The organism is Mycobacterium simulans (assembly GCF_900232995.1).
Classification (GTDB): Bacteria; Actinomycetota; Actinomycetes; order Mycobacteriales; family Mycobacteriaceae; genus Mycobacterium; species Mycobacterium simulans.
On record NZ_OCVX01000005.1, the window covers coordinates 86,637 to 111,958 of the forward strand.

Genomic DNA, 25,322 nt, shown 5'->3' on the forward strand with positions numbered 1-25,322 from the left:
ACAGGACCGAGCCGTCGACTCACAGCTAGTCGAGCCGCTCGCTGATCTGCGGTTCGGTAAGCGAATTACCAAGTGCGACAACCCAACCGGTGATGCGGCGGGCCACGTCCTGGTCGGTGAGTCCCAGATCGGCGAGCACCTCGCCCCGGGACGCATGCTCATAGAATTCCTGCGGTAGTCCGACATCGCGGCAGGGCGTATCGACTTCCGCTCGCCGCAGGGCCGCCGACACCGCCGAACCCACACCGCCGGCCACCCCGTTGTCCTCCAGCGTCACCAGCAGCTTGTGCTGTGCTGCCAGTTCGCGAACACTGTCGGAGACCGGTAACACCCACCGTGGGTCGATCACGGTCACACCGATCCCCTGGTTGTGCAGCCGTTTGGCCACCGCCAACGCCATCGACGCGAACGCGCCGACCGCTACCAGCAGCACATCGTGGTTCAGGCCACTGGCCGGCACCGCCAGCACGTCGACACCCGAGACGCCCAACCCGAGCCGCTCCAGTGCCGGAATATCTTCGCCCACATCGCCTTTGGGGAATCTTAGCGCCGTCGGCCCGTCGTCGATGTCGAGCGCCTCACCGAGTTCGTCACGCAACCGGGTGGCATCCCTGGGGGCGGCCACCCGGATGCCCGGCACGATCCCAAGCATCGACAGATCCCACATGCCGTTGTGGCTCGGCCCGTCCGAACCGGTGATGCCGGCCCGGTCCAGCACCATGGTGACGGGCAGCTTGTGCAGCGCCACATCCATCATGATCTGGTCGAAGGCCCGGTTCAGGAACGTCGAATAGATCGCCACGACGGGGTGCATCCCGCCCATCGCCAGTCCGGCCGCCGACGTCATCGCATGCTGTTCGGCGATGCCGACGTCGAACAGCCGATCGGGGAAGCGCTGCCCGAACGCCGTCAGTCCGGTAGGTCCGGGCATGGCCGCGGTGATGGCCACGATGTCGCGGCGCTTTTGGCCGTAGCTGATGAGCGCATCGGAAAACGTTGCCGTCCAGCCCGGGCCGGGTACCTTCGCGGCCTGCCCGGTCGCCGGATCGATCACGCCGCAAGAGTGCATCTGTTCGGCCTCGTCGGCCTCGGCCGGCGGGTAACCCATCCCTTTGCGGGTGACGACGTGCACGATCACCGGGCCCCTGAAGCCGCGGGCGCTGCGCAGCGCGACCTCCACCGCGCGTTCGTCGTGCCCGTCGACCGGGCCGACATACTTCAAACCCAGGTCGGTGAACAGCAGCTGCGGTGACAGGGAGTCCTTGAGGCCGGCTTTGACGCTGTGCATGAACTGGTAACACACCTCGCCTACCAGCGGCATAGCGCGCATTGCGTTGCGGCCTTTTTCTAAAACCTTCTCGTACGCCGGCTGCAACCGCAGCGTGGCCAGATGGTTGGCGACGCCCCCGATCGTCGGCGCGTAGCTGCGGCCGTTGTCGTTGACCACGATGATCACCGGCCGGTGCGAGGCCGCAATGTTGTTCAGCGCCTCCCAGCACATGCCGCCGGTGAGCGCGCCGTCGCCGACGACCGCGACCACATGCCGGTTGCGGTGCCCGGTCAACTCGAAGGCCTTGGCCAGCCCGTCTGCGTAGGACAACGCCGCGCTGGCGTGACTCGACTCCACCCAATCGTGTTCGCTCTCGGCGCGGGACGGATAGCCCGACAGTCCGCCCTTTTTACGCAGGCTTTCGAAGTCCTGGCAGCGGCCGGTCAACATCTTGTGGACATAGGCCTGGTGGCCGGTGTCGAAGATGATCGGATCATGTGGCGAGTCGAAGACGCGATGTAGCGCTAACGTCAATTCGACGACGCCCAGGTTCGGACCCAGGTGTCCCCCGGTGGCGGCAACCTTGTGGATCAGGAACTCACGGATCTCAGCAGCCAGGTCCTTGAGTTGCTGTTGGGAAAGGTGCTGCAGATCAGCGGGTCCGCGGATCTGTTCCAGCATCCCGCTAGTCTACGCAGCAACCGCAAGCTCATCCCGGATTCGTGGCAACGACCTCCGCGATGACTGGGCGCGGCGTTTGGTAGCCTCGTTGCCCGGAGAGCCGGGAAGCCTGGTCGGCGTATTTGTCCTGCGACCCCGGAGTTCGATATGAAGGTTGGTGTCGGCCGCACTGCACCCCCTATTGCGTCGTATGGTCAACACATGCGCGCCGAGCAAATGGCCGAGGAGTTTCCGGTCGTCAGCATCGATTCAAACGCACTCGACGCGGCCCGGATGCTCGCCGAGCACCAGTTGCCCGGGCTTTTGGTCACCGACGCGTCAGGAAAGCCGTACGCCGTGCTACCTGCCTCCCAGGTCGTGCGATTCGTCGTGCCCCGCTACGTGCAGGATGATCCCTCGCTGGCCGGTGTGCTCAACGAATCGATGGCCGACCGCTGCGCGGAAAAGTTGAGCGGCAAGAAGGTCCGCGACGTGTTGCCGGACCACTTGGTGGACGTTCCGCCGGCTAACGCCGACGACACCATCATCGAGGTGGCCGCACTCATGGCCCGGTCGCGAAGCCCCCTCATCGCGGTGGTCAAGAGTGGACGGTTGCTCGGGATGGTCACCGCGTCGCGCCTGCTTGCGGCGGCACTGACGTCTTGACCTCGACGGCCTCGGAAATACCCAGTCTGCGCGCGAGAACACAGGTAACTGCATGAGTGTCGTCGCGCTGTCCATATTCGTGGTGGCATACGCGCTGATTGCCAGCGACCGGGTGAACAAGACGCTCATAGCGCTCGCGGGCGCGGCGATCGTGGTCACCCTGCCGATCATCGATTCCGATGACGTCTTCTACTCCCACGAAACCGGGGTCGATTGGGACGTCATCTTTTTGCTGCTCGGCATGATGATCATCGTCAGCGTGCTGCGCCAGACTGGCGTGTTCGAATACGTCGCGATCTGGGCCGCCAAGCGGGCCCGCGGCTCGCCGCTGCGCATCATGATCCTGTTGGTACTGGTGACCGCGGTCGCGTCGGCCCTACTGGACAACGTCACCACGGTCCTGCTGATCGCACCGGTAACGCTGCTGGTATGTGACCGGCTGGCGATCAACCCGGTGCCGTTCTTGATGGCCGAAGCATTCGCATCGAATATCGGCGGCACCGCGACATTGGTCGGCGACCCGCCCAACATCATCATCGCCAGCAAGGGCGGCCTGACCTTCAACGACTTCCTCATCAACCTGGCGCCGATCGTGATCATCGTGATCGCGGTGTTCATCCTGATGCTCCCGCGTCTCTTTCCCGGTGCATTCGACGCCGATCCCGCACGAGTGGCCGACGTCATGTCGCTGGAGGAGAAAGAGGCCATTCGCGATCACCGGCTGCTGATCACGTGCGGGGTGGTGCTGGTGGCGGTGTTCGCCGCCTTCATCGCCAACTCGGCGATTCATATGAAGCCGTCCATGGTCGCGTTGATCGGTGCCGGCATCTTGGTCGTCGTCTCCCGGCTGGAGCACTCCGACTACCTCTCTAGCGTCGAGTGGGACACGTTGCTGTTCTTCGCCGGCCTGTTCGTCATGGTCGGCGCTCTGGTGAAGACGGGTGTCGTCGAGCGGGTCGCGGAACTGGCCGTGACGGCAACACGCGGCAACACCTTGTTGGCGACCATGGTGATCCTGGCCGCGTCGTTGGTGGTCAGCGGGATCGTCAACAACGTTCCCTATGCCGCCACCATGGCACCGATCGTCGCGAACTTGATTCCGGCCCTCGTGGACCACAGCAATCCGGACGTGCTGTGGTGGGCACTCGCCCTCGGTACCGATTTCGGCGGCAACCTCACTGCCATCGGGGCCAGCGCCAACGTCGTCATCCTGGGCGCCGCGATGAGGTCGGATAATCCCATCTCATTTTGGGAATTCACCCGCAAGGGCATCGTGGTCACCACGATGTCCCTCGTGCTGGCGGCGATCTATCTCTGGGTGCGCTACTTCGTATTCGTCTGACGCTAGCGAGGAAGATCCGGAGGACAGCCGATGAGCGTCGTCGCCGTAGCGGTATTCGTGGTCGCCTATGCGCTTATCGCCAGCGACCGGATCAGCAAGACGCTGGTAGCCCTGGCGGGAGCGGGCATCATGCTCGGCATAAAGGTCGTCGGCTCCCACGACGCGTTCTACTCGGCCGAGACCGGAGTCGACTGGGACGTCATCTTTCTGCTGCTGGGCATGATGATCATCGTCAGCGTGCTACGGCATACCGGCGTCTTCGAGTACGTCGCGATCTGGGCCGTCAAACGCGCGAACGCCTCCCCGCGGCGCATCATGATCCTGTTGGTATTGGTCATGGCCTTCGGGTCGGCCATGCTGGACAACGTCACGACGGTGTTGCTGATCGCACCGGTGACACTGTTGGTGTGTGACCGCCTGGCGATCAACGCGGGTCCGTTTCTCATGGCCGAGGTTTTCGCGTCCAACATCGGCGGCGCGGCGACATTGGTTGGGGATCCGCCCAACATCATCATCGCCAGCCGAGCGGGATTGACGTTCAACGACTTCCTCATCCACATGGCGCCGATCGTGCTCGTCGTATTGGTTGCTTTCGTCGCCCTGCTGCCGTGGTTGTTCGGTTCCATCACGGTCGAGTCTGACCGGGTCGACGACGTCATGTCGCTAGACGAACGCGAAGCCATCCGCGACCCCCGGCTGCTCATCAAGTGTGGCGTCGTACTGCTACTGGTCTTCGTGGCCTTCGTCGCCCATCCGGTGCTGCACGTCCAGCCGTCCGTGGTGGCGTTGCTCGGCGCCGGCATCCTCATCATGATCTCGGGACTGAAACGGTCGGAATACCTCTCGAACGTCGAGTGGGACACCCTGCTGTTCTTCGCCGGGTTGTTCATCATGGTCGGGGCTCTGGTGAAGACCGGCGTCGTCGACAAGCTGGCGCGGGCGGCCATCGACCTGACCGACGGCAACGAACTGCTGACGGTATCCCTGATCCTCGGCATCTCCGCGCCGGTGTCCGGCATCATCGACAACATCCCCTATGTCGCCACAATGACTCCGATCGTCACCGAACTGATCACCGTCATGCCGGGCGAGGTCCACCCGAACACGCTGTGGTGGGCGCTGGCGCTGGGCGCCGACTTCGGCGGCAACCTAACCGCGGTCGGAGCCAGTGCCAATGTCGTCATGCTTGGAATCGCCCGGCGCGCAGGCACTCCCATCTCATTCTGGGAATTCACCCGCAAAGGCATTGTGGTGACCGCGGTCTCGATCGCGCTGTCGGCCATCTACTTGTGGCTGCGGTATTTCGTGTTGGGCTGAGGGCCAGCGCTCACGTGCGCTTGGCCTGGAAGCGGCGAAACAGCGGCCAGGCGATGGCCAGGTTGTAGACGGCACCCACGACGAGATACGGCCACCAGGTGCCGTGATCGCTAGCGACCCAGAATGCCTTGGCAGCCCAGTAGGGCGGCAAGACGCCAAACGCGAGGTTCCAGCCGGAGTGAATGAACCACGGCATGCAGGGCAGCCCGGCGATGAGCATGCCTAAGGCGCGGACCATAGCCAGACCCTGAATCTTGTTGCTTGCCACCGCAATAATGAGCAGCAGGGTCACCACCGCCGACAGTCCGGCCAATAGGCCGATGGGGATCAGTGAACCCACCAGGCCCGGTTCGAGGATCCCGCTCAGCGACATCGTCGCGACGACATACACCGTGGTCACGATTATCACCGTTGCGGCGCGATAGCCGAAAAAGACCGACAGCGGCACCGGGGTGACCCGGAGCGCCGTCAAGGTGCCCGCATCCACCTCATCCAGCACCAAGAACGCCGCCAGCCCACCGGCGATGATGACGCTGGTCAGCAAGAGGAACGCGGTGAGAACCAGCGGGTAATACGGGACCAGGTCGAATCCATAACGCTCGGCCAGCATCTCGGTGAACATCGGTGTCAACAGCGCGACTCCGGTGGTCCAGATGACCGGCGCGACGACGAGCATGACCAGCAGCGGATCGCGGTATGTGCCGCGAATGTCGTTGCGGCCGAATGCAACCAACGCCCGTGGGCTTGCAAGGCCCGATATCGCCCTCATAGGACACCCGACCTTTCGATGACGTAGCGACCGAACAGCGCCTTGGCCGCCCGCCACAACCCAGCCGTGCACAGAATCGGATAGCCGACCGCGTACCCGAGTTGCCATGGCGCCAGGCTCACCTGATCGAATGCCGCACCGAGCAACAGCAGCGGCCCCTGGGTGGGGATGACGTACAGCACCGGGTTGGGCCACAGGCCGGAGTAGTACACGATCGGCGGCACCAGCATGATCGTGAGCGGGATGGTCGCCGAAAGGAACCAATCGGTCACCGAGGCGAACGGCAACGAGCTGATGAAGCCCACCAGCAGCATCAGCAGCGTGCCGAGCATGACCCCGGCCACCAGCGGCATCAGATGGTAATCAAACCCATGCACGACGGTGGCCAGAACCACCGCGACGAACAGCGAGATCGCCAGCAGCACAGTCATTTTCGCGGACAGGTACTCCCAGAACCGCAGCGGCGTAGACACGATCGCGCCGATCGTGCGCTCTTGCTTCTCGAAGAACACGGTCCCGCCCACGAAGAAGAAGCCGATGATCGCGATATCACCGACGAGGACGTAGGGCTCGGCGACCGGGCGCAGGCCGGCCGGCATCGGCAGCAGCACGGCCAGCCAGATCAGTCCGGAGAAAACGGCGGCATGCAGGAACTTCTGCCGCACCTGCAGCGTCAGCTCGAGCAGCAGCGCCCGTGCCAATCGGGTCATGTCAGCCGCCTCCCCGTGACCTCGACAAAGACGTCGTCGAGACTCGCCTCCCGGCTGTGGATGGTCTCGACGTGGTGGTTTCGCAGCACCGAATGGAACGCCGGGTCGTCGGCCAGCCCATCCATGGCGAACTCGCTGCTCTCGAGGCGGCCGTCGTCGCCCCGGTATTCCACCCGCACTCGCCGCCGGCTCCGCGCGACCTTCAGTTCGGTGGGGGCGTCCAGCGCGACGATCCTCCCGTCAACGACGAACGCCACCCGGTCGCACAGTTCGTCGGCGGTGGACATGTCGTGCGTGGTGAGAAAGACCGTGCGGCCCTGCGCCTTCAGGTTCAGGACGATGTCTTTGATCTTGCGGGCGTTCACCGGGTCCAGCCCGGAGGTGGGTTCGTCGAGGAATAGCAGCTCCGGGTTGTTGATCAACGACCTGGCGAAGGTCAGCCGCATCTGCATTCCCTTGGAGTACTTGCCCACTCGGATGTGGGCGGCATCGGCGAGACCTACGGCGTCCAGCAGCTGCATCGGGTCCGCCGTCGCGCCGGCGTACAGCGACGCGAAGAAGCGCAGGTTCTCATACCCGGTGAGCTTCTGGTAGTGGTTGGGCAGCTCGAACGAAACCCCGATGCGTTCGTAGTAATCAGGTCCCCAGTCCAACGGCTCTCTGCCCCACACCGCGGCCTCGCCGCCGTGGTCGCGCAGCAGGCCGATGAGAAGCTTCTGTGTCGTGGACTTGCCCGCGCCGCTGGGGCCGAGAAACCCGAAGATTTCGCCTCGTCCGACGGTGAAGTCCATGCCGCGCACAGCCGGCTGGGTTGCCTTCGGGTAGCTGAAGGTGAGCCCGCGCACGCGGATCACCTCGGTCCCGACACACGCCGATGCGGCGGCATGGTTGAGCGTCGTCATAACTCGCGCCGTCCCTTTCCGGGCGAGCGCCGTGCGCCGGGCCACCGGTCGTCACCGCGCGAATGCCAATACCTGGTTCCGACCAGTCTTCCCGGAGCGCCGACCCAAAGACTACTAAAGTTTCAGAGATCTTTGAAGACTCTGACCGTTAAGATTGCGTATATGACCGCCATGCGCCAGCAAGAGGTCGCCGAGCAGCTCGCCCTGGTGCTCGCCGACCACGGTATGCAGCGCATGACCGCCCGTGTACTTTCCGCGTTGCTGTTCACCGAGAAGCCCACGATGACCATGGGTGAGCTGGCCGACCAGCTTCAAGCCAGCTCGGGCGCAATCTCGGGCGCCATCAGGATGCTCACCTCGGTGGGCCTGGTCGAGCGAGTGCCCGCTCCCGGCAGTCGCCGCGACCACTACCGGTTGCGCGACGACGCGTGGGCGATTCAGTACACCACCCAGAACCACGCGACCTCGGCGGTGCTGGCGGCCGCCAATGCCGGCATCGCCGCGACCGACGACGACAGCCTGGCCCGACACCGCCTCACCCAGATGCGCGACTTCTACACGTTCTTACTCGACGAGATCCCCGCACTGCTGGAGCGCTGGCAGGAGCAATCACGTCGTTAGCGTCAGCGGGTCAGCGGCGCCTCAACAGGGCTACGCATTCGGCGTGATGCGTCAGCGGGAAGGCATCGAACACCATGATCTTCTCGACGGCGTAGCCGTGGCCGAGGTAGAGACCGATATCGCGAGCGAAAGACGCTGCCTCACAACCGATATGGATCACCCGCGGTACGCCCGCGGCGGCGAGTAAGCCGATCACGTCGCGCCCGGCCCCCGACCGCGGCGGGTCCAGCACCGCCACATCAGCTCCCGAGGCGCCGGCTTGTTGCGCCGACAGCGCGCGCCGCACCGAATCGGTGACCACCTCCACTTGCGGCAGATCTGCCAGCGCGGCACGTGCGGCCCCCGAGGCCCCGCGCGAAGTGTCGACAGTGAGCACTCGCCCGGACTCCCCCACCGCCTCACCTAGCACTGCGGCGAAAACCCCTGCGCCACCGTACAAATCCCAGGCAGTCATGCCGGCCGCCGGTTGCGCCCAGTCGGCGACAAGCCTGCTGTAGACAACCGCGGCGTCGCGGTGCGCCTGCCAGAAAGCCGTCACCGGCACCTGCCAGGTGCGACGGCCCACCCGCTGCACCGCGTGATAGGCGCCCTCCACCACCGTGGTCGCGTTGCTGGTCCTTTTGCGAGGGCGCTGCCGCACGGTACGCGCCACATGTCGCTGTCCGTCGTCGTCGACGGCCACGTGCAGGTGAGCGCCCGGCGGCCAGTCGGACGCCGCAAGCCCGTCCAGCATGCCGGCGGGCAACTGCCCGCAGCGCAGGTCGGTCACCAGATCGTTGCTGTGATAGCGGTGAAAGCCGGGACGGCAGTCCGCCCCCACGTCGAGGCCGACCCGGGTGCGCCAACCCGTTGGGCCAGCATCCGAAAGCGGTTGCGCTTCACCACGCCAGCTGTACCCGCCGAGCCGCTGCAGCTGGTTGGCCACGACTTGCGCCTTGAGCTCCCGGGCCGCTTGCGGGTCGGCGAAGGCCAGATCACAACACCCGGCGCCGTCCACTCCGGCGATCGGACACAGCGATTCGACTCGATGGGGCGAGGCGTCAACTACCTCGAAAGCCATTGCATGCCAATACGAACCGTGGTCCGCGGTGACCCGCACCCGCACCCGCTCACCGGGCAACGCATAGCGGACGAAGACCACCCGGCCTTCATGGTGCGCCACGCAGCTGCCGCCGTTCGCGGGGGCACCGGTAACCAACGTCAGCTCCCTGCAAGCGGATGCGGGCGCCCGGCGCGGGTCACTGGCGCCGCTCCTCCTCATCGCTTCGCTCTGCATCGTCGCCGGCGCGGGTCACTGGCGCCGCTCCTCCTCATCGCTTCGCTCTGCATCGTCGCCGGCGCGGGTCAATCGAAGATGCCTCGACGCGCGTCACCGGGAGCCACATGCGGTTGCAACGCACTGATCCGCTCCGACGAAGTCAATTGCCAGGGAACCGAAGTCACCATGACTCCGGGCATAAACAGCAGCCGGGTCTTGAGCCGCAGCGCACTTTGGTTGTGCAGCAACTGTTCCCACCAGCGGCCCACCACGTACTCCGGGATGAACACCGTCACAACGGTGCGCGGTGACTCCTTGCTCACGCGTTTGACGTAATCAAGCACCGGACGGGTGATCTCGCGGTACGGGGACGCGATGACCTTCAGCGGGACGGTGATATCGCTTTCCTCCCACTGGTGCACCAGCTCGCGGGTTTCCGCGTCATCGACGTTGACCGTGATGGCTTCGAGCGCATCGGGGCGGGTCGCTCGCGCATAGGCCACGGCGCGAAGCGTCGGTAGATGCAACTTCGACACCAGCACCAAGGCGTGATTGCGGCTGGGCAGCACGACCTCGTTGTCGTGGGCGGCGGCTTGCTCAGCCAGTTCCCGACTCACCCCGTCGTAGTGGCGCCGAATCGCCTTCATGAGCAGGAACAGGGCCCCCATCGCGACGATGGCGATCCACGCCCCGGCTAGAAACTTGGTGACCATCACCACCAACAACACCGCGCCGGTGGCAATGAAACCAATCGTGTTGACCACCCGCGAGCGAAACATTTTGGCCCGCGCCGACGGATCGGTTTCGGTGCGCAACAGCCTGGTCCAGTGCCGCACCATGCCTATCTGACTGAGCGTGAACGAAATGAACCCGCCGACGATGTACAGCTGGATCAGCGCGGTGAGCTCGGCTCGGAACGCGACAACCGCCGCGATGGCCGCCACCGACAGGAACAGGATCCCGTTGGAGAACGCCAGCCGGTCACCACGGGTGTGCAGTTGCCGCGGTAGGTAGCTGTGCTGCGCCAAGACCGAGCCGAGCACCGGGAAACCGTTGAACGCAGTGTTAGCGGCCAATACCAGGATGAGCGCGGTGACCCCGGCGACCAGCAGGAACCCGAGGTGAAAGCCACCGAAAACGGCCTGTGCCAGCTGCGCTACCAGCGTCTTCTGTTGATAGCCCGGCGGAGCACCGGACAGCTGTGTGTCGGGATCATCGACGACTTGGGCCCCGGTCTCCACGGCCAGCAGGATCATGCCCATGAACATGCTCACCGCGATGATGCCCAGCATTAACAGCGTCGTTGCCGCGTTGCGCGACTTGGGCTTCTCGAACGCCGGCACTCCGTTGCTGATGGCCTCGACACCGGTCAGCGCCGCGCACCCGGAGGAGAACGAGCGCGCCACCAGGAACACCAGCGCGAAACCGAGGACCTTGCCGTGTTCGGCGTGCATTTCGAAACCGGCGGATTCGGCACGTAGCTGGTTGCCCAACACGAACATCCGGAACAGCCCCCAGCCGAGCATGGCACCGATTCCGATGATGAATGCGTAGGTCGGGATGGCGAAGGCCAGTCCGGATTCCCGGACCCCGCGCAGGTTCATCGCCATGATCAGCACGATCGCACCAACCGCGAACAACACTTTGTGGTCGTACACGAACGGGATCGCCGAGCCGATGTTCGACATCGCCGACGATATCGAAACCGCAACGGTGAGAACGTAATCCACCATAAGCGCGCTCGCCACAACGAGGCCGGCGTTGGCTCCGAGATTGGTGGTGACAACTTCATAGTCGCCGCCGCCGGACGGGTAAGCGTGCACGTTCTGGCGGTAGCTGGACACCACGACGAGCAGGACCGCGGCGACCGCCAGGCCTATCCACGGCGCCATCGAGTAAGCAGCCAGGCCGGCCACCGAGAGCACCAGGAAGATCTCCTCCGGGGCGTACGCGACCGACGACATCGCGTCTGAGGCGAATACCGGCAGGGCGATCCGCTTGGGCAACAGCGTGTGGCTGAGCCGGTCGCTGCGAAATGGCCTGCCGATAAGCAGCCGGCGCGCGGCGGTTGAAAGTTTGGACACGAGAGCCAAGAGTAAGCCCACGTGGCTTTGGCGGTAGCGTTCCCTACGCGAGAGTACGACGCACAGGACACAGCCGAGAGGACCTCAAGTGCGGGTGGTTGTGATGGGGTGCGGCCGGGTCGGATCTTCGGTGGCCGACGGGCTGTCCCGGATAGGTCATGATGTCGCGGTTATCGACCGCGACAGCACGGCCTTCAATCGGCTCAGCCCGGAGTTCGCCGGGGAGCGGGTGCTGGGCCAGGGGTTCGACCGCGATGTGCTCTTGCGAGCAGGCATCGAGGAGGCCGACGCGTTTGCCGCGGTGTCCTCCGGTGACAACTCCAACATCATCTCGGCACGGCTGGCCCGGGAGACCTTTGGTGTACGGCGCGTCGTCGCACGCATCTACGACGCCAAACGCGCCGAGGTCTATGAGCGCCTCGGAATCCCAACGATTGCAACAGTGCCCTGGACCACCGATCGACTGCTCAACGCGCTGACCCAGGAGACCGAGACCGCCAAATGGCGGGATCCGACGGGAACCGTCGCCGTCGCCCAGGTCGTCTTGCACGAGGATTGGGTCGGGCACCGGGCTACTGATTTGGAGCAGGCCACCGGCGCCCGGGTGGCATTCCTCATCCGGTTCGGCACCGGCATCTTGCCCGAACCCAAGACGGTCCTGCAGGCCGGTGATCAGGTCTACGTAGCCGCCATCTCCGGGCGGGCCGCCGAGGCGGTGGCTATCGCGGCCTTGCCGCCCAGTGAGGACTTCGAGATCGGAGGCAAATGAAGCGCGACGACGAAGACGCCGGCGCAGCCGGGGTTGAGGAGCGCCGCAAATGAAGGTCGCTGTGGCTGGGGCCGGGGCCGTCGGCCGCTCGGTGACCCGCGAGCTGTTGGAGAACGGGCACGAGGTCACCCTCATCGAGCGCAACCCCGACCACCTTGACCCCGATGCCATGCCCGCCGCGCATTGGCGACTGGGCGATGCCTGCGAGCTGAGCCTGCTGGAGTCGACACATCTCGAGGACTTCGACGTCGTGGTCGCCGCCACCGGTGATGACAAAGTCAACGTAGTGCTCAGCCTGCTGGCCAAGACCGAGTTCGCGGTGCCACGGGTCGTGGCGCGGGTCAACGATCCACGCAACGAGTGGCTGTTCACCGACGCCTGGGGGGTGGACGTGGCGGTATCTACCCCACGCATGCTCGCCTCCCTGATCGAGGAGGCGGTGGCCGTCGGCGACCTAGTGCGTCTGATGGAGTTCCGACGAGGTCAGGCCAACCTGGTCGAGATCACCCTGCCCGACGACACGCCCTGGGGCGGCAAGCCGGTGCGCAAACTGCAACTGCCGCGCGATGCCGTGCTGGTGACAATCCTGCGCGGGCCACGTGTCATCGTGCCGGAAGGCGATGAACCACTGGAGGGTGGCGACGAGTTGCTCTTCGTAGCCGTCGCCGAGGCGGAAGAGGAACTGAGCCGGCTGTTGCTCCCCAGCAGCTAACCGCAGCGGCGAAATTAGGACAGCATCGCCGGCAGCGGTGGTGTCCACTGAGTGAGCAAATCGTTGGCGGCAATCCGGTTATAACCGCCGATTGTGGTGGTTGTGCTGTTGGCGGGTTCGGCGAATCCGATCGTCACCAGACCGTCGTACTCGAACAATGCAAAGCGATCCAGCGTGATACCGATTGCCTTGCCGAACTTGTCAGCGTCGTCGGGAGTGGACGCCTGGAAGGTGATGCGTTTGGGCCCGTCCGTCTCGGCGATGCGATAGGTCAGGTTGGCGAACGACATATCAGGGGTTTCAACTGGCCGCAGCCTTGCGTGCCCATCGCCGCCCAACTCAAGTCGTACGGTGCCGGCAAAATTGGTGAACTGCCCGCCTTGCTGGTCAGCCATCACAAGACTGGTGGCTGGCGTCCGACACTCTGACGACGGCTTGCCGCAGGCGTAAACGGGCAGTAGGTGCTCGGTCCCGGTGTTCCCGATCTTGACCCGATGAATGGTGTAGAAAGGGTCGACGGTCGTCTCGGTCCTCAGGTAGACCCGCGCGCCCGGGCTGAACTTCCCGGCCTGCACGCTCTGCGGAAGAGCTACCCCCTCGGCGAACCCCGCCTCCAATCCATCCTGCAGCGCTTGCCCGCCAAGGTCGTCGTAGCTGAAGGTGTAATAGCTGGTCCCGAACTCGGCGACGCTCTTGACCGTGGGCCAACCGCGACTCCCGGTGGGTCCGGGTGACAGCGTCTCGATAGGGTCGATTTCCACCCACGTTGCCTGCCTGGGTGACCACACCAACTCTCGGTAGGGGACCCTGCTGTACGTGCCGGCGGCCGGGTTGTACGCGAATGTGGCGATCTTGGAGGTTGTGCCGTCTGCCGCCACCTCGCTCCGATATCCAGTGATGGCCACGCCGCTGGTCGTTGGCTGCCGAAGGAAGGTGTACACCCCGTTTGTTACGACGCCCATCGGGTCCTGCTCGGCGACGAAATCCCGTAACAATTCTGGCTGGGTGATCGTGACCAATGCGATCGGATCCGCGGTGGTTGGCCTGACAGCCGCGGTGGACGTGCTGCATGCACCGCCGGTGGCCGCGACCAAGCACCCCGCCATGACCGTCGCTGTCAAGTCTGTAGTGAACGCCATTCGGAAACATCTCCTCGAAAGTTTGGGGCGCCGAGTTAATGCCGTCGTCCCTGGCCAATCCGGCCGGCACCAATCTCGTTGCGGGTTGCCGGCGCCGACATCGGAACCCCATGAGCCGCGGATTCGCGCAGCGGCTCGCAAAACCGCACAGACGTCATTGGCCGCAGCCTGCGTAATACGATACGTTGATGCATACGATATATGAACGTATACGATTAGTCAACGCATATGATGCATACACGCATCTGATGGCGATTGATCGTACCGCCGCGAGACTTCCGAGTCGTCGGAACTACTCGCGACTGAGATCGGTATCTGCAGCGGCTGGCATGGCACGCAGGGCAGCCTTGATGGCCGCATACGTCACCAGCGCTGCTAGCACCGTCAACGGCCAGCCCATCCCGATCCGCGCCACCCCCAGCCAACCGGTCATGTTGGCGTCGTAGAGCAGCCGCTGGACTACGAACCGGGCCGCGAATACCAGCGTCCAGCTCAGCGTGGCGACGTCGAACGCGTAGACCGCCCGGGCCACATCCCGCCAGCTGCGATCACGCCCGCTAGCCCAGCTCCAGAGGTAACCGACCACCGGCCGGCGGATCACGACCGACACGGCGAAAACGACCGCCCAGAACAGCGACATCCAGATACCCAGCAGGAAATAGCCCTTGGACTGGCCCACCAGGTATGCGATCAGCGCACACACCGCGACCCCGAAGAAGCCGGCAACCGCCGGCTGCGTCGACTCCCGCCGAATCAGCCGCCAAAGCAATACCAAGGTGGCCACACCCACGGCGGACCCGATCGCCGCCAGCAAGCCAGCGACGCTGGACGCAATCACAAAGGTCACGACCGGGAGTGACGAATAGATGAGGCCACTCACCCCGCCGGCCTGTGCCAGCAGGCGCTCGGCGCTGACGCGGTTAGTGCTCACGAGATACCGCCGGGCCCTAACCGCTGGGCCCAAAAGCGGGAATCGTCACCGCTCAATTTCGTAATGCGGGTTGTAGATGGCCTTGGTGCCGTTTTCCAGCTTGCCTAGCCGGCCACGAACCCGCAGCGTACGACCCGAGTCGATACCCGGTATCCGGCGCTGACCAAGCCAAACGAGCGTGACGGTGTCGCTGCCGTCGAACAATTCGGCACGAACACCACCCGAGCAACCCTTGCCGTTGGTCTCCACACTGCGCAGCGTGCCCACCATCGTGACCTCCTGGCCACGATGACAATCGATCGCGCGCTGCGCGCCGGTATTGGCGACCTCCTCGGACAATTCCTCGACGTCGCGTTGCTCCGGATCCTCCGTCAATCGACGGGTGAGCCGGCGCAAATAACCTTGGGCCCGCATGGCCTCTCCTGACACTTCACCGTCGTTACGCAAGAAAAGCTTGTCCATCTATGCCAACGGTCACCGTAGACCTGTTGGTTCCCAGACGCCAGCGGACCAAACCGCTGATTTGGGGGCACTTGTGGATGCCCGGCACTATCAGTGGGTGGTTGTCGATTTGCGCGGCGTCACGACCGTGTTGTTGCCTGGAACCGGCTCCGACGACGACTACGTCTGTCGGGCCTTTTCCGGGCCCTTGCGCGAGGTCGGCGCGGTACCGGTGACACCTCCCCCACAGCCGGAGCAATTGATCGACAGCTATCTGACTGCCCTGGATGACGCCGCGCGTAGCGGCCCCATAGGCGTCGGCGGTGTCTCGATCGGAGCCGCGGTGGCCGCCACATGGGCGCTTGCCCATCCCGATCTGGCAGTCGCCGTCCTGGCCGCACTGCCGGCCTGGACCGGACAGCCCGGATCGGCACCGGCGGCACACGCCGCGCGGTATACGGCATTGCGGTTGCGCTGCGATGGTTTAGCGGCGACGACGGCGCAAATGCGGGCGTCCAGCCCGCCCTGGCTGGCCGCGGAGCTGACACGATCGTGGCGGGCCCAATGGCCGCACTTGCCCGAAGCAATGGAAGAAGCGGCCGCCTACGTGGCACCCAGCCGCGCCGAGCTGGCCCGGCTGGCCACACCGCTGGGGGTGGCCGCCGCGGTCGACGATCCGGTTCATCCGCTACAGGTCGGTATCGAGTGGGTGAGCGCAGCACCGCGGGCCGGGCTGAGGACGGTGACGCTGCACGAGATCGGCGCCGACGCTGCCGCGTTGGGCGCCGCGTGCCTGGCCGCTCTCGCCGAGGTGCCTTAGCCGCCGGTTGTACTGCGCAACTGCTGCATGGCCGATCCCTCGGCACCGCGGCGTGCCACCGGCTCGCCAGATTGTTGCGCGGAGGCTTGTGCAGATCCTGCTTCAGAGGCCTGCTGGGCGGCAGCGGCCTGTCGCAGCTGCTCCACCATCGGCTCGGGCAACTGCACGGGCAGCGGCGTCCGAACCGGCAGCGGCGTATCCCCGCGGCGAACCACGGTGTCCGCCAACGCCTCTCGCGCCTCGGTGGTCAGCGCATCGATGGTCTCGTGCGGGCCGTTGACGACGCACCGGATCATCCAGCGGTAGCCGTCGACGCCGATGAAGCGCACCACGCCGGAAGCGGTGCCGATCACTTCCCGGCCCCACGGGCCGTCCTTGATCGAGACCTGGGCCGAGTCCTTGCGCAACGAGTCGGCGAGTTCGCTGGCCACCTCGCGCCACAGGCCGGTGGTCTTGGGCGCCGCGTAGGCCGCGATCGTGAACCGACCGTTTGGCGTGACCACCCACACCGCGCTGGGCACCCCGGTCTCGGTCAGCTCAACCTGGACCTGGCCCGCCGCCGGCATGGGAATCAGCACCGAACCCAGATCGAGTCGTGCGAGTTCGGCGTCCTTGGGGTCGTCGAAGTCCTCGATGTCGAACGGGCCCTGAAGTTCCTCGTCGGCGCCGTCTGCGGCGGCTTGGGCCTCGACCTCGGCTTCTACTGACTCGCCGGGACCGTTGTCGTTGTCGTCTTTGCGCGTGCGTCTACCGAATGCCGCCATGAGCGCCGCTCCTCCTCATCGCTTCGCTCTGCATCGTCGCCCGGTCGTCACAAACTCGCATGTCCGCCGGAGGAACCGTGACCACCGTCGCCACGGGATGTCTGCGCCAGTCCGGCCTCGTCGAACGACGAGACTTCAACCAGCTCAACCAACTCGACCCGCTGCACCAACAATTGGGCGATACGGTCGCCGCGATGCACCACGATCGGCGTGGCAGAGTCGAGGTTGATCAGCGCGACCTTGATCTCGCCACGATAGCCCGCGTCGATGGTGCCCGGGCTGTTGACGATCGAAAGTCCGACACGCGACGCCAACCCCGAGCGCGGATGAACCAGCCCAACCATGCCAAACGGGATGGCTACCGCAACACCCGTCCGCACCAGGGCGCGCTGCCCCGGTGCCAGCTCGATGTCTTCGGCGCTGTAGAGGTCTACGCCAGCGTCGCCGTCATGAGCGCGGCTGGGCAACGGAAGCCCGGGGTCGAGCCGGACAATGGCCAGAGTGGTCGACACGGGGCCACAGATTACCCTTGACCGGGTGTCCGGTACCCGCGTCGCGCCGCACAGTGTGCGATATCGCGAGCGACTGTGGGTGCCTTGGTGGTGGTGGCCACTGGGCTTCGCGTTGGCGGCACTCATCGCGGTCGAAGTCAACCAGGGAGTGCCCGCCCTACCCAACTGGGTACCGTTCGCCACGTTGTTCAGCGTCGCGGCCGGGACGCTGTTATGGCTGGGCAGGATCGAAATCCGGGTCACCGACGGCCCCAGCGGTGTCCAGATCTGGGCTGCGGATGCGCATCTTCCCATCGCGGTCATCGCTCGCTCCGCCAAAATCGCCCGGACCGCCAAGTCCGCAGCGCTGGGCCGCCAGCTCGACCCGGCCGCCTTCGTCCTGCATCGAGCGTGGGTCGGGCCGATGATTCTGCTGGTCCTCGACGACCCCGACGACCCGACGCCGTACTGGCTGGTGAGCTGCCGTCACCCGGAGCGGGTGCTGTCGGCATTGCGCAGCTGAGTGCGGCTATCAGGCCGCGCAGTCGGTACAGATCATCACGCCGTTCTTCTCGCTGGCCAGCCGGCTGCGGTGTTGCACCAGGAAGCAGCTCGAGCAAGTGAACTCGTCAGCCTGCTTAGGAATGACGCGCACCGACAGCTCTTCGCCGGACAAGTCGGCCCCAGGCAGTTCAAACGATTCTGCGGATTCCGACTCGTCGACGTCGACCACCGACGACGCCGCCTCGTTCCGTCGTGCTTTGAGCTCCTCCAGCGAGTCCTCTGAGACATCGTCAGTCTCGGTACGCCGCGGAGCGTCATAGTCGGTAGGCATTGTCTTGTCCCCTCACATGCCCTCGTAAGTTCAAGCAACGCTTTGTACCAGCGTCGAACGCATCCACCAAACGATTCGTGCCCGTATCCCGCGCGATTCCGGTGTGATTTGCGTCACACCACTGGATTGACCCTTGTGTTTGGCCCTAAACGGTGCGTTTGGCGTGCGACCCAGCCCAATGGTCCGCCTCCTCAACGTGCCGTACCGGCACGCATCGTCGGCGCACTTAGCCTGACGGTCCGCCTCCTCAACGTGCCGTACCGGCACGCATCGTCGGCGCACTAGAGTGCACCTGTGGTCGCACAAATCACCGAGGGTACCGCCTTTGACAAGCACGGTCGGCCATTTCGGCGCCGCAATCCCCGTCCCGCCATCGTTGTGGTGGTGTTCCTGGTGGTGGTGACGGGTGTGGTGTGGACAGTCGCACTGTCGCGACCGGTGGATGTTCGCGAAGCCGCAGTATGCAACCCACCCCCGCAAACGGCGGGGTCGGGCCCGACCACGCTCGGTGAGCAAGTGTCACGCAGTGAAATGACCGACGTCGCACCGGCCCAACTCAGCGATACCAGGGTGCGGGTCCTCAACGCCAGCGGCCGCGGCGGTCAGGCCGCCGACATCGCCGGCGCGCTGCAGGATCTCGGCTTCGCCCAGCCGACATCGGCCAATGACCCGATCTATGCCGGCACCAGGCTGACCTGCCAGGGCCAAATCCGCTTCGGCACTGCGGGGCAAGCCACCGCGGCCGCGGTATGGCTGGTTGCGCCGTGCACCGAGCTCTTCCACGACAGCCGCGCCGACGACTCCGTCGACCTCGCGCTCGGCACCGAATTCACCTCCCTGGCGCATAGCGACAACATCGACGCCGTGCTCGCCACGCTGCGCCCCGGTGCCACCGAGCCAGCAGATCACGCGCTCCTGGCAAAGATCCACGCCAACAGCTGCTGACGGCTCAGTCCGGGATGGGTTCCAGGCCGTCAAAGCGCGCTAGGGCCGCCAACAACTCATCGGCGATACCCGGCGCAGCCGCGACCACCACTGGCGCGCCGGTCACATTCTGCGCGGGCAACACAACCCGGGCTCCCGCCTCGGCCGCTATCAACGCACCTGCCGCGCAATCCCATACCTGCAGCCCGTGTTCGTAGTAGGCATCCAGCTGGCCGGACGCGACCATGCACAAGTCCAACGCCGCTGAACCGATGCGACGCACATCGCGCACCACCGGCAGCATCCGGGCCAACAGCGCAGCCTGCGTAGTGCGGCGCTGCGGGGAGTACCCAAAGCCGGTGCCCAGCAACGCCAACGACAGATCGTCGACGCCGTTGCAGCGCAACGCGTGTGTGCCCTGCTCGTCGGTGACGTGTGCTCCCAGGCCGCTCGCCGCCGAATACACTTTGCCGGCGACGACGTCGGCGACCGCGCCGGCCATTGACACGCCACCAACCTGAGCCCCAATCGACACCGAATACGCCGGGATGCCGTAGACGAAATTCACCGTGCCGTCGATGGGGTCAAGCACCCAGGTGACCGCTTCGGCAGAGCTGGCCCCCAAATCGGCGGGCCCGCCACCCTCCTCCCCCAAGATCGGATCACCGGGCCGAAGCTGAGCCAACCGATCACGCAGCAGCCGTTCGGTCTCGGTGTCTACCACCGTCACCGGATCGGTAGGGGTGGTCTTGGTTCGCATCCAGCCAGTGTCGGTATCCGCGCCGAGCACCTCGGCGCGTCGAGACCGCACGAACGCAGCTGCCTCCGCCGCAAGGGTTTCCGCCACCGAGCGCAACGCCGCGGGGTCATTGTGGGGTGGTGTCACAGGCCTATCGCATCACACGGCTTAAGGTGAGCGGACACCACAATCTCGCCGAGGAGCTTCGATGACCAGCACCGAGCCCGGGAACGGCACGCCGCAGCGCCGAGGGTTCGGCATTGACGTCGGCGGCAGTGGCATCAAGGGCGGCATCGTCGACCTGGACACCGGAGAGTTGATCGGTGACCGGCTCAAGCTGCTGACCCCCCAGCCGGCCACCCCGTCGGCGGTCGCCAAGACCATCGCCGAGGTCGTGCATGGGTTCGGATGGACGGGACCACTCGGGGTGACCTATCCCGGCGTCGTTACCCACGGCATCGTCCAGACAGCGGCCAACGTAGACAAGTCCTGGATCGGGACCAACGCGCGCGACGTCATCAGCGCCGAGTTGGACGACCAGCAGGTGACGATTCTCAATGACGCCGATGCGGCCGGGCTGGCCGAAGAACGCTACGGCGCCGGCAGGGACAACACTGGCTTGGTCGTGCTGCTCACGTTCGGAACCGGGATCGGATCGGCGTTGATCCACAACGGGACGTTGATACCTAACACCGAGTTGGGTCATCTCGAGGTCGGCGGCAAGGAGGCCGAGCAACGCGCAGCGTCATCGGTCAAAGACCGCTACGACTGGAGCTATCAGAAGTGGGCCAAACAGGTGACACGCGTACTCCGCGCCATTGAAAACGCCATTTGGCCGGACCTGTTCATTGCCGGCGGCGGCATCAGCCGCAAGGCCGACAAATGGGTTCCGCTGCTGGAAAACCGCACCCCGGTGGTTCCCGCCGCATTGCAAAACACGGCCGGGATAGTCGGCGCGGCCATGGCTTCCGCGGCAGACGTGACGCACTGAATTTTGCCCGCTCGGCCGGTATAAGTGCCCAGTGAAGTTACAATGGTCGTCGGCGGCCGCCCAACCGATAGCGCGCGAGTATTCACGCTGATATCAACGCCGACATTCGACATAGCAGACACTTTCGGTCAAGCATGCCCAAACCCACCGGAAGTGAGTCCAACCGAAGGGGTGTATGTGGCAGCGACCAAGGCAAGCCCGGCGACCGACGAAGCGGTGAAACGCACCGCCACCAAGTCTCCGGCCAAGGCCCCCGCGAAGCGGACGCCAGCGAAGGCCGCCAATGGCTCTGCCCCGACAAAGCGGGCGACCAAGACAGCCCGGGCCGGTAAGTCCACTTCTGAAGACACCGCGACCGCCGACGCCCCGAAGAAGACCCGCAGTTCGGCCAAGGCCGCGGCAAAGGCACCCTCGGCCCGCGCGACAAAAGCAGCGGCGCCCAAGGATTCCGCGGAAGAGACCGCGACGGATGCCGACGCCGCCCTGGACGTCGCCGAGGACCTCGAGATCGAACCAGACATCGATGTCGAGCCCGGTGACGAGCTCGACATCGATGCCGCCGACCTCAGTCTCGATGACCTCGAGGACGTAGCGCCCGACGCCGAGGACGCCGACCTCGACGCGGGTGAGGCCGACGACGGCGACGACGTCGAGACCGCCTCGGCTGGCGGGGCCGGCGAGGCTGCCGCCGAGGAGGAAGAGGAAATCGCCGAGCCTTCCGAAAAGGACAAGGCCTCCGGGGATTTCGTTTGGGACGAAGACGAGTCCGAAGCGTTGCGTCAGGCGCGCAAGGACGCCGAGCTGACTGCGTCCGCCGACTCGGTTCGCGCCTACCTGAAGCAGATCGGCAAGGTGGCGCTGCTCAACGCCGAGGAAGAGGTTGAGCTGGCCAAGCGGATCGAGGCCGGTCTCTATGCGACCCAGTTGATGAGCGAGTTGAGCGATCGCGGCGAGAAGCTGCCCGCCGCCCAGCGCCGCGACATGATGTGGATTTGTCGCGACGGCGATCGCGCCAAGAACCATCTGCTGGAGGCCAATCTGCGGCTGGTGGTTTCGCTGGCCAAGCGCTACACCGGCCGCGGCATGGCGTTCCTCGACCTGATCCAGGAAGGGAACCTGGGCCTGATCCGCGCGGTCGAGAAATTCGACTACACCAAGGGCTACAAGTTCTCCACCTACGCCACGTGGTGGATTCGCCAGGCCATCACGCGGGCCATGGCCGATCAGGCCCGCACTATCCGCATTCCGGTGCACATGGTCGAGGTGATCAACAAGCTGGGCCGCATTCAACGCGAGTTGCTGCAGGATCTGGGCCGCGAGCCCACGCCTGAGGAGCTGGCCAAGGAAATGGACATCACGCCGGAGAAGGTGCTGGAGATCCAGCAGTACGCCCGCGAGCCGATCTCGCTGGACCAGACCATCGGCGACGAGGGCGACAGCCAGCTCGGTGACTTCATCGAAGACAGCGAAGCGGTGGTCGCCGTGGACGCGGTGTCATTCACGTTGCTGCAGGACCAGCTGCAGTCCGTGCTGGACACGCTGTCCGAGCGGGAGGCCGGCGTAGTACGGCTGCGGTTCGGTCTCACCGACGGCCAACCTCGTACCCTCGACGAGATCGGCCAGGTCTACGGCGTTACCCGCGAGCGCATCCGTCAGATCGAGTCCAAGACGATGTCGAAGTTGCGCCACCCCAGCCGTTCCCAGGTATTGCGCGACTACCTGGACTGAGCTCACCGATCGGCTGGCGCGCCGCCGGCCGCGCTGGCCTAGTGTGACCGCATGCCAGCCAGCCGTCACAACGTCTCGTCCGAATCCGACTTCGAATCGGCCGTCGGTTACTCGCGCGCGGTTCGTGTCGGCCCCCAGGTGGCGGTAGCCGGAACGACCGGCAGCGGCGACACCCTCGCCGCTCAGACTCGAGATGCTTTGCGCCGCATCGAGATTGCGCTTCAACAGGCGGGCGCCACACTTGCCGACGTGGTCCGGACCCGTATCTACGTGACCGACATTTCACGCTGGCGTGAGGTCGGTGACCTGCACGCAGAGATCTTCGGCGACATCCGTCCGGTGGCCACCATGGTCGAGGTTTCGGCACTGATCGCTCCCGAACTATTGGTGGAGATCGAAGCCGACGCCTACCTAGGGTCATAGGGAGCTTGGGTAGACCGGCGGGAAGGTGCCATCAGCCGCCGGTGGGTAGGCAACGACCCGGATCACAGCACGCACCGGCAGCGGGCCGTACAGATGTGGAAACAGCATCGAGTCTGGATCCGTTGGCACCCCCGGCTCCCAACGCACAGGTGAGTCAAGCGCCGTCGGATCGATGTCCAGCCGAACCAGGTCACCGCGGCCGCGGTAGAGCCGGTTGGCCGGCAGATGTACTTGCGCGGGCGTGGACAGGTGGATGAACTCGTCCCCGGCCTCGGGCAGGATCCCGCCGCGACGGCGCGCACGCGACCAATCCTGGATCCCACACAAATGCACCAAGACGTCTGAAGTCGCGCACATCGTAGCCAGGATGCCGGACTTTCCAGTCGAAGACGCGTGAGAAACGACACACCCGATAACGGTCGGGGAACAAGGCGAAAACCCTGAGCGTCTGACAGAGTTGAACACACGCCAGAACGGAGAAGCCATGAACGCAACTCTGACCGGTCCCGAGCTGACCAGAGCAGACCGCTGCGACCGCTGCGGTGCGGCGGCGCGGGTGCGGGCAAAGCTGCCTTCCGGAGCCGAGCTTCTGTTCTGCCAGCATCACGCCAACAAGCACGAGGCGAAACTGATCGAGTTGGCCGCCGTCCTGGAGGTCAGCGGTCAGTAATATGCCGAACTCGCCCGGCCGCAATCTCGGCGGCGCGCGCAATCTTCGGTAATGCTGGACGGGATGACCGACCAATCCGCCAAACCGTCCCGCCACCATATCTGGCACATCAGCAAGAGGACGCTCGCTAAGAGCTGGGACGACTCAATATTTTCGGAGTCGGCGCAAGCGGGTTTTTGGTCGTGCCTGTCGCTCCCGCCGCTGCTGTTGGGGATGCTGGGCAGCTTGGCTTACGTCGCGCCACTGTTCGGCCCGGACACCTTACAGGCCATCGTGAAAAGCACGCTCTCCACCGCCCGCAGCTTCTTTTCCACCAGCGTGGTCAACGAGATCATCGAGCCCACGATCCGCGACATCACCGCCACGGCCCGCGGCGAGGTGGTGTCGCTGGGATTCTTGATCTCCTTGTGGGCGGGATCTTCGGCTATCTCGGCATTCGTCGATGCTGTGGTGGAGGCCCATGACCAGACTCCGCTGCGCCATCCAGTGCGCCAGCGATTCTTCGCGCTGTTCCTCTACGTCGTGATGCTGGTGTTCCTGGTGACGGCCGCGCCAGTGATGGTCGTGGGTCCGCGCAAGGTGAGCGAACACATCCCCTACAGCTTGGCCAACATACTGCGCTACGGCTATTACCCCGCGCTGATTATGGGTCTGCTGCTCGGCGTGGTCATCTTGTACCGGGTGTCGCTGCCGGTTCCGCTGCCGACGCATCGGCTGGTTCTCGGCGCCGTGCTGGCGATAGCGGTATTCCTGATCGCCACGCTGGGCCTGCGGTTCTACCTGAGGTGGATCACCAGCACGGGCTACACCTACGGCGCGCTGTCCACGCCGATCGCGTTCCTGTTGTTCGCCTACTTCGGCGGTTTCGCGATCATGCTCGGCGCCGAACTCAATGCCGCCATACAGGAAGAATGGCCGGCACCGGCGACGCATGCCCACCGGTTGCGCAAATGGCTGCAGGCACGCACCGGCATCGGCGCGCCGACCATGTCTTCGACCGCGCAACAGAACCCCGTCGCGCCCGAACCGCCGGCGTGATCAGCCCTTCTTGAGCCTGTCGTAGATCTGCTTGCAATCCGGGCAAACCGGAGAGCCCGGCTTGGCGGCCCGGGTGACCGGAAACACCTCACCGCACAACGCGACCACGTGGGTGCCCATCACCGCGCTTTCGGCGATCTTGTCCTTCTTGACGTAGTGGAAGTACTTGGGAGTATCGCTGCCGGTCCCGTCGTCGACGCGTTCGTCGGTGTCGGTGCGTTCGATCGTCTGGGTCTGCATGCATAACATTGTGCCCCCTGGCCCCGATGGTGGCGACCCGCTTCGCCCGGCTCCCGCCGCGCTCGCGA

The 25,322-nt window shown here is 65.0% G+C and carries 29 protein-coding genes; 14 read left to right on the forward strand and 15 right to left on the reverse strand.

Translation table 11 applies throughout. The annotated features are described in order from the left end of the window. Positions 1–25 precede the first annotated feature (25 nt). Positions 26–1,951, reverse strand: coding sequence for a 1-deoxy-D-xylulose-5-phosphate synthase (dxs, locus tag MSIMFI_RS19010; RefSeq protein ID WP_191498676.1), 1,926 nt, complete (start codon positions 1,949–1,951; stop codon positions 26–28). A gap of 201 nt (positions 1,952–2,152) precedes the next feature. On the opposite strand from dxs, the gene MSIMFI_RS19015 reads away from it, so the two are divergent. From MSIMFI_RS19015 to MSIMFI_RS19025, 3 genes are read left to right on the forward strand one after another with little or no spacing between them, the layout of a single operon-like run. Further along, positions 2,153–2,596 (forward strand): CBS domain-containing protein, encoded by a 444-nt coding sequence (locus MSIMFI_RS19015; protein WP_191498677.1) that lies wholly within the window; start codon positions 2,153–2,155, stop codon positions 2,594–2,596. 52 nt (positions 2,597–2,648) lie between these two features. Next, positions 2,649–3,938 carry an ArsB/NhaD family transporter gene (locus MSIMFI_RS19020; protein ID WP_191498678.1) on the forward strand — a complete coding sequence of 430 codons (1,290 nt, stop codon included), beginning with the start codon at positions 2,649–2,651 and terminating at the stop codon, positions 3,936–3,938. Between the two features lie 30 nt (positions 3,939–3,968). After that, on the forward strand, positions 3,969–5,255 hold the full coding sequence (locus tag MSIMFI_RS19025; RefSeq protein WP_191498679.1) for an ArsB/NhaD family transporter: 1,287 nt from the start codon (positions 3,969–3,971) through the stop codon (positions 5,253–5,255). Between the two features lie 10 nt (positions 5,256–5,265). On the opposite strand, the gene MSIMFI_RS19030 is transcribed toward MSIMFI_RS19025, so the two are convergent. Genes MSIMFI_RS19030 through MSIMFI_RS19040 form a run of 3 tightly spaced genes read right to left on the reverse strand, consistent with a single transcriptional unit; the run spans position 5,266 to position 7,636 of the window. Continuing rightward, complete coding sequence (locus MSIMFI_RS19030; protein ID WP_191498680.1) at positions 5,266–6,024, reverse strand: ABC transporter permease; 759 nt, start codon at positions 6,022–6,024, stop codon at positions 5,266–5,268. After that, positions 6,021–6,734, reverse strand: coding sequence for a fluoroquinolone export ABC transporter permease subunit (locus MSIMFI_RS19035; protein WP_191498681.1), 714 nt, complete (start codon positions 6,732–6,734; stop codon positions 6,021–6,023). Before MSIMFI_RS19035 ends, MSIMFI_RS19030 begins: the two co-directional genes overlap by 4 nt. After that, complete coding sequence (locus MSIMFI_RS19040; protein WP_191498682.1) at positions 6,731–7,636, reverse strand: ABC transporter ATP-binding protein; 906 nt, start codon at positions 7,634–7,636, stop codon at positions 6,731–6,733. The genes MSIMFI_RS19035 and MSIMFI_RS19040 overlap by 4 nt, the downstream gene beginning before the upstream one ends. A gap of 171 nt (positions 7,637–7,807) precedes the next feature. On the opposite strand from MSIMFI_RS19040, the gene MSIMFI_RS19045 reads away from it, so the two are divergent. Next, positions 7,808–8,257, forward strand: a complete 450-nt coding sequence (locus tag MSIMFI_RS19045) for a GbsR/MarR family transcriptional regulator (RefSeq protein ID WP_396820542.1) — start codon at positions 7,808–7,810, stop codon at positions 8,255–8,257. A 10-nt stretch (positions 8,258–8,267) separates the two neighbouring features. On the opposite strand, the gene MSIMFI_RS19050 is transcribed toward MSIMFI_RS19045, so the two are convergent. Then, the gene (locus MSIMFI_RS19050; RefSeq protein ID WP_191498684.1) at positions 8,268–9,518 is read right to left on the reverse strand and encodes a class I SAM-dependent RNA methyltransferase; all 1,251 of its coding nucleotides are present in this window, start codon (positions 9,516–9,518) and stop codon (positions 8,268–8,270) included. Between the two features lie 83 nt (positions 9,519–9,601). Then, complete coding sequence (locus tag MSIMFI_RS19055) at positions 9,602–11,599, reverse strand: APC family permease (RefSeq protein WP_191498685.1); 1,998 nt, start codon at positions 11,597–11,599, stop codon at positions 9,602–9,604. 88 nt (positions 11,600–11,687) lie between these two features. Between MSIMFI_RS19055 and MSIMFI_RS19060 the strand changes: the two genes are divergently transcribed. Beyond that, positions 11,688–12,368 carry a potassium channel family protein gene (locus MSIMFI_RS19060; RefSeq protein ID WP_191498686.1) on the forward strand — a complete coding sequence of 227 codons (681 nt, stop codon included), beginning with the start codon at positions 11,688–11,690 and terminating at the stop codon, positions 12,366–12,368. A 49-nt stretch (positions 12,369–12,417) separates the two neighbouring features. Continuing rightward, complete coding sequence (locus MSIMFI_RS19065) at positions 12,418–13,080, forward strand: potassium channel family protein (protein ID WP_191498687.1); 663 nt, start codon at positions 12,418–12,420, stop codon at positions 13,078–13,080. Between the two features lie 14 nt (positions 13,081–13,094). Here MSIMFI_RS19065 and MSIMFI_RS19070 read toward each other — a convergent pair whose 3' ends face one another. The 3 genes from MSIMFI_RS19070 to MSIMFI_RS19080 form a co-directional block, all read right to left on the reverse strand. After that, complete coding sequence (locus tag MSIMFI_RS19070) at positions 13,095–14,219, reverse strand: hypothetical protein (RefSeq protein ID WP_191498688.1); 1,125 nt, start codon at positions 14,217–14,219, stop codon at positions 13,095–13,097. A 292-nt stretch (positions 14,220–14,511) separates the two neighbouring features. Further along, positions 14,512–15,150 carry a DUF3159 domain-containing protein gene (locus MSIMFI_RS19075; protein WP_191498689.1) on the reverse strand — a complete coding sequence of 213 codons (639 nt, stop codon included), beginning with the start codon at positions 15,148–15,150 and terminating at the stop codon, positions 14,512–14,514. Between the two features lie 45 nt (positions 15,151–15,195). Next, positions 15,196–15,564: an OB-fold nucleic acid binding domain-containing protein gene (locus MSIMFI_RS19080; RefSeq protein WP_191499080.1), complete on the reverse strand. Its 369-nt coding sequence runs from the start codon at positions 15,562–15,564 to the stop codon at positions 15,196–15,198. 145 nt (positions 15,565–15,709) lie between these two features. Between MSIMFI_RS19080 and MSIMFI_RS19085 the strand changes: the two genes are divergently transcribed. Further along, on the forward strand, positions 15,710–16,411 hold the full coding sequence (locus MSIMFI_RS19085) for an alpha/beta hydrolase (RefSeq protein ID WP_191498690.1): 702 nt from the start codon (positions 15,710–15,712) through the stop codon (positions 16,409–16,411). On the opposite strand, the gene MSIMFI_RS19090 is transcribed toward MSIMFI_RS19085, so the two are convergent. Both MSIMFI_RS19090 and dut read right to left on the reverse strand, forming a co-directional pair. Further along, positions 16,408–17,175 carry a DUF3710 domain-containing protein gene (locus MSIMFI_RS19090; protein ID WP_191498691.1) on the reverse strand — a complete coding sequence of 256 codons (768 nt, stop codon included), beginning with the start codon at positions 17,173–17,175 and terminating at the stop codon, positions 16,408–16,410. The two genes, MSIMFI_RS19085 and MSIMFI_RS19090, sit on opposite strands and share 4 nt — an antisense overlap. A 47-nt stretch (positions 17,176–17,222) precedes the next feature. Then, positions 17,223–17,687 (reverse strand): dUTP diphosphatase, encoded by a 465-nt coding sequence (gene dut, locus MSIMFI_RS19095; protein ID WP_186242575.1) that lies wholly within the window; start codon positions 17,685–17,687, stop codon positions 17,223–17,225. A gap of 25 nt (positions 17,688–17,712) precedes the next feature. Between dut and MSIMFI_RS19100 the strand changes: the two genes are divergently transcribed. Continuing rightward, the gene (locus MSIMFI_RS19100; protein ID WP_191498692.1) at positions 17,713–18,189 is read left to right on the forward strand and encodes a DUF3093 domain-containing protein; all 477 of its coding nucleotides are present in this window, start codon (positions 17,713–17,715) and stop codon (positions 18,187–18,189) included. A 9-nt stretch (positions 18,190–18,198) separates the two neighbouring features. Here MSIMFI_RS19100 and MSIMFI_RS19105 read toward each other — a convergent pair whose 3' ends face one another. After that, positions 18,199–18,501 (reverse strand): DUF4193 domain-containing protein, encoded by a 303-nt coding sequence (locus tag MSIMFI_RS19105; protein ID WP_003875246.1) that lies wholly within the window; start codon positions 18,499–18,501, stop codon positions 18,199–18,201. A gap of 294 nt (positions 18,502–18,795) precedes the next feature. Here MSIMFI_RS19105 and cei point away from each other — a divergent pair, with 294 nt between their 5' ends. Further along, complete coding sequence (gene cei, locus MSIMFI_RS19110; RefSeq protein ID WP_191498693.1) at positions 18,796–19,446, forward strand: envelope integrity protein Cei; 651 nt, start codon at positions 18,796–18,798, stop codon at positions 19,444–19,446. Between the two features lie 4 nt (positions 19,447–19,450). Here the strand turns inward: cei and MSIMFI_RS19115 are convergent, their stop codons facing one another. Beyond that, positions 19,451–20,311: an inositol monophosphatase family protein gene (locus MSIMFI_RS19115; protein WP_191498694.1), complete on the reverse strand. Its 861-nt coding sequence runs from the start codon at positions 20,309–20,311 to the stop codon at positions 19,451–19,453. A 61-nt stretch (positions 20,312–20,372) separates the two neighbouring features. On the opposite strand from MSIMFI_RS19115, the gene ppgK reads away from it, so the two are divergent. The 3 genes from ppgK (at position 20,373) to MSIMFI_RS19130 (ending at position 23,306) form a co-directional block, all read left to right on the forward strand. Next, positions 20,373–21,155, forward strand: coding sequence for a polyphosphate--glucose phosphotransferase (gene ppgK / locus MSIMFI_RS19120; RefSeq protein ID WP_191498695.1), 783 nt, complete (start codon positions 20,373–20,375; stop codon positions 21,153–21,155). A gap of 177 nt (positions 21,156–21,332) precedes the next feature. Further along, positions 21,333–22,883, forward strand: coding sequence for an RNA polymerase sigma factor (locus tag MSIMFI_RS19125; RefSeq protein WP_191499081.1), 1,551 nt, complete (start codon positions 21,333–21,335; stop codon positions 22,881–22,883). 51 nt (positions 22,884–22,934) lie between these two features. After that, on the forward strand, positions 22,935–23,306 hold the full coding sequence (locus MSIMFI_RS19130; protein WP_191498696.1) for a RidA family protein: 372 nt from the start codon (positions 22,935–22,937) through the stop codon (positions 23,304–23,306). Here MSIMFI_RS19130 and MSIMFI_RS19135 read toward each other — a convergent pair. Further along, positions 23,301–23,663 carry a DUF952 domain-containing protein gene (locus MSIMFI_RS19135; protein WP_191498697.1) on the reverse strand — a complete coding sequence of 121 codons (363 nt, stop codon included), beginning with the start codon at positions 23,661–23,663 and terminating at the stop codon, positions 23,301–23,303. The genes MSIMFI_RS19130 and MSIMFI_RS19135 overlap by 6 nt on opposite strands. A 127-nt stretch (positions 23,664–23,790) precedes the next feature. Here MSIMFI_RS19135 and MSIMFI_RS19140 point away from each other — a divergent pair, with 127 nt between their 5' ends. Together MSIMFI_RS19140 and MSIMFI_RS19145 are read left to right on the forward strand one after the other, a co-directional pair. Further along, complete coding sequence (locus MSIMFI_RS19140) at positions 23,791–23,976, forward strand: DUF7455 domain-containing protein (RefSeq protein ID WP_186242568.1); 186 nt, start codon at positions 23,791–23,793, stop codon at positions 23,974–23,976. Positions 23,977–24,039: 63 nt separating this feature from the next. Beyond that, positions 24,040–25,014, forward strand: a complete 975-nt coding sequence (locus tag MSIMFI_RS19145) for a YihY/virulence factor BrkB family protein (protein WP_191498698.1) — start codon at positions 24,040–24,042, stop codon at positions 25,012–25,014. Here the strand turns inward: MSIMFI_RS19145 and MSIMFI_RS19150 are convergent, their stop codons facing one another. Continuing rightward, positions 25,015–25,254, reverse strand: coding sequence for a DUF3039 domain-containing protein (locus tag MSIMFI_RS19150; protein WP_186242566.1), 240 nt, complete (start codon positions 25,252–25,254; stop codon positions 25,015–25,017). It abuts the gene before it with no gap. Positions 25,255–25,322 lie beyond the last annotated feature (68 nt).

Excerpts from the sequence above, each read along its gene's own strand:
- MSIMFI_RS19015 (WP_191498677.1), top strand. The coding sequence starts at position 2,153 with ATGCGCGCCGAGCAAATGGCCGAGGAGTTTCCGGTCGTCAGCATCGAT.
- MSIMFI_RS19030 (WP_191498680.1), bottom strand. The coding sequence starts at position 6,024 with ATGAGGGCGATATCGGGCCTTGCAAGCCCACGGGCGTTGGTTGCATTC.
- dxs (WP_191498676.1), bottom strand. The coding sequence starts at position 1,951 with ATGCTGGAACAGATCCGCGGACCCGCTGATCTGCAGCACCTTTCCCAA.
- MSIMFI_RS19040 (WP_191498682.1), bottom strand. The coding sequence starts at position 7,636 with ATGACGACGCTCAACCATGCCGCCGCATCGGCGTGTGTCGGGACCGAG.
- MSIMFI_RS19150 (WP_186242566.1), bottom strand. The coding sequence starts at position 25,254 with ATGCAGACCCAGACGATCGAACGCACCGACACCGACGAACGCGTCGAC.
- MSIMFI_RS19090 (WP_191498691.1), bottom strand. The coding sequence starts at position 17,175 with ATGGCGGCATTCGGTAGACGCACGCGCAAAGACGACAACGACAACGGT.
- MSIMFI_RS19105 (WP_003875246.1), bottom strand. The coding sequence starts at position 18,501 with ATGCCTACCGACTATGACGCTCCGCGGCGTACCGAGACTGACGATGTC.
- MSIMFI_RS19145 (WP_191498698.1), top strand. The coding sequence starts at position 24,040 with ATGACCGACCAATCCGCCAAACCGTCCCGCCACCATATCTGGCACATC.
- MSIMFI_RS19035 (WP_191498681.1), bottom strand. The coding sequence starts at position 6,734 with ATGACCCGATTGGCACGGGCGCTGCTGCTCGAGCTGACGCTGCAGGTG.
- MSIMFI_RS19025 (WP_191498679.1), top strand. The coding sequence starts at position 3,969 with ATGAGCGTCGTCGCCGTAGCGGTATTCGTGGTCGCCTATGCGCTTATC.
- MSIMFI_RS19135 (WP_191498697.1), bottom strand. The coding sequence starts at position 23,663 with ATGTGCGCGACTTCAGACGTCTTGGTGCATTTGTGTGGGATCCAGGAT.
- MSIMFI_RS19080 (WP_191499080.1), bottom strand. The coding sequence starts at position 15,564 with ATGCGGGCCCAAGGTTATTTGCGCCGGCTCACCCGTCGATTGACGGAG.
- MSIMFI_RS19045 (WP_396820542.1), top strand. The coding sequence starts at position 7,808 with ATGCGCCAGCAAGAGGTCGCCGAGCAGCTCGCCCTGGTGCTCGCCGAC.
- MSIMFI_RS19050 (WP_191498684.1), bottom strand. The coding sequence starts at position 9,518 with ATGAGGAGGAGCGGCGCCAGTGACCCGCGCCGGGCGCCCGCATCCGCT.
- ppgK (WP_191498695.1), top strand. The coding sequence starts at position 20,373 with ATGACCAGCACCGAGCCCGGGAACGGCACGCCGCAGCGCCGAGGGTTC.
- MSIMFI_RS19065 (WP_191498687.1), top strand. The coding sequence starts at position 12,418 with ATGAAGGTCGCTGTGGCTGGGGCCGGGGCCGTCGGCCGCTCGGTGACC.
- MSIMFI_RS19020 (WP_191498678.1), top strand. The coding sequence starts at position 2,649 with ATGAGTGTCGTCGCGCTGTCCATATTCGTGGTGGCATACGCGCTGATT.
- MSIMFI_RS19130 (WP_191498696.1), top strand. The coding sequence starts at position 22,935 with ATGCCAGCCAGCCGTCACAACGTCTCGTCCGAATCCGACTTCGAATCG.
- MSIMFI_RS19140 (WP_186242568.1), top strand. The coding sequence starts at position 23,791 with ATGAACGCAACTCTGACCGGTCCCGAGCTGACCAGAGCAGACCGCTGC.
- MSIMFI_RS19070 (WP_191498688.1), bottom strand. The coding sequence starts at position 14,219 with ATGGCGTTCACTACAGACTTGACAGCGACGGTCATGGCGGGGTGCTTG.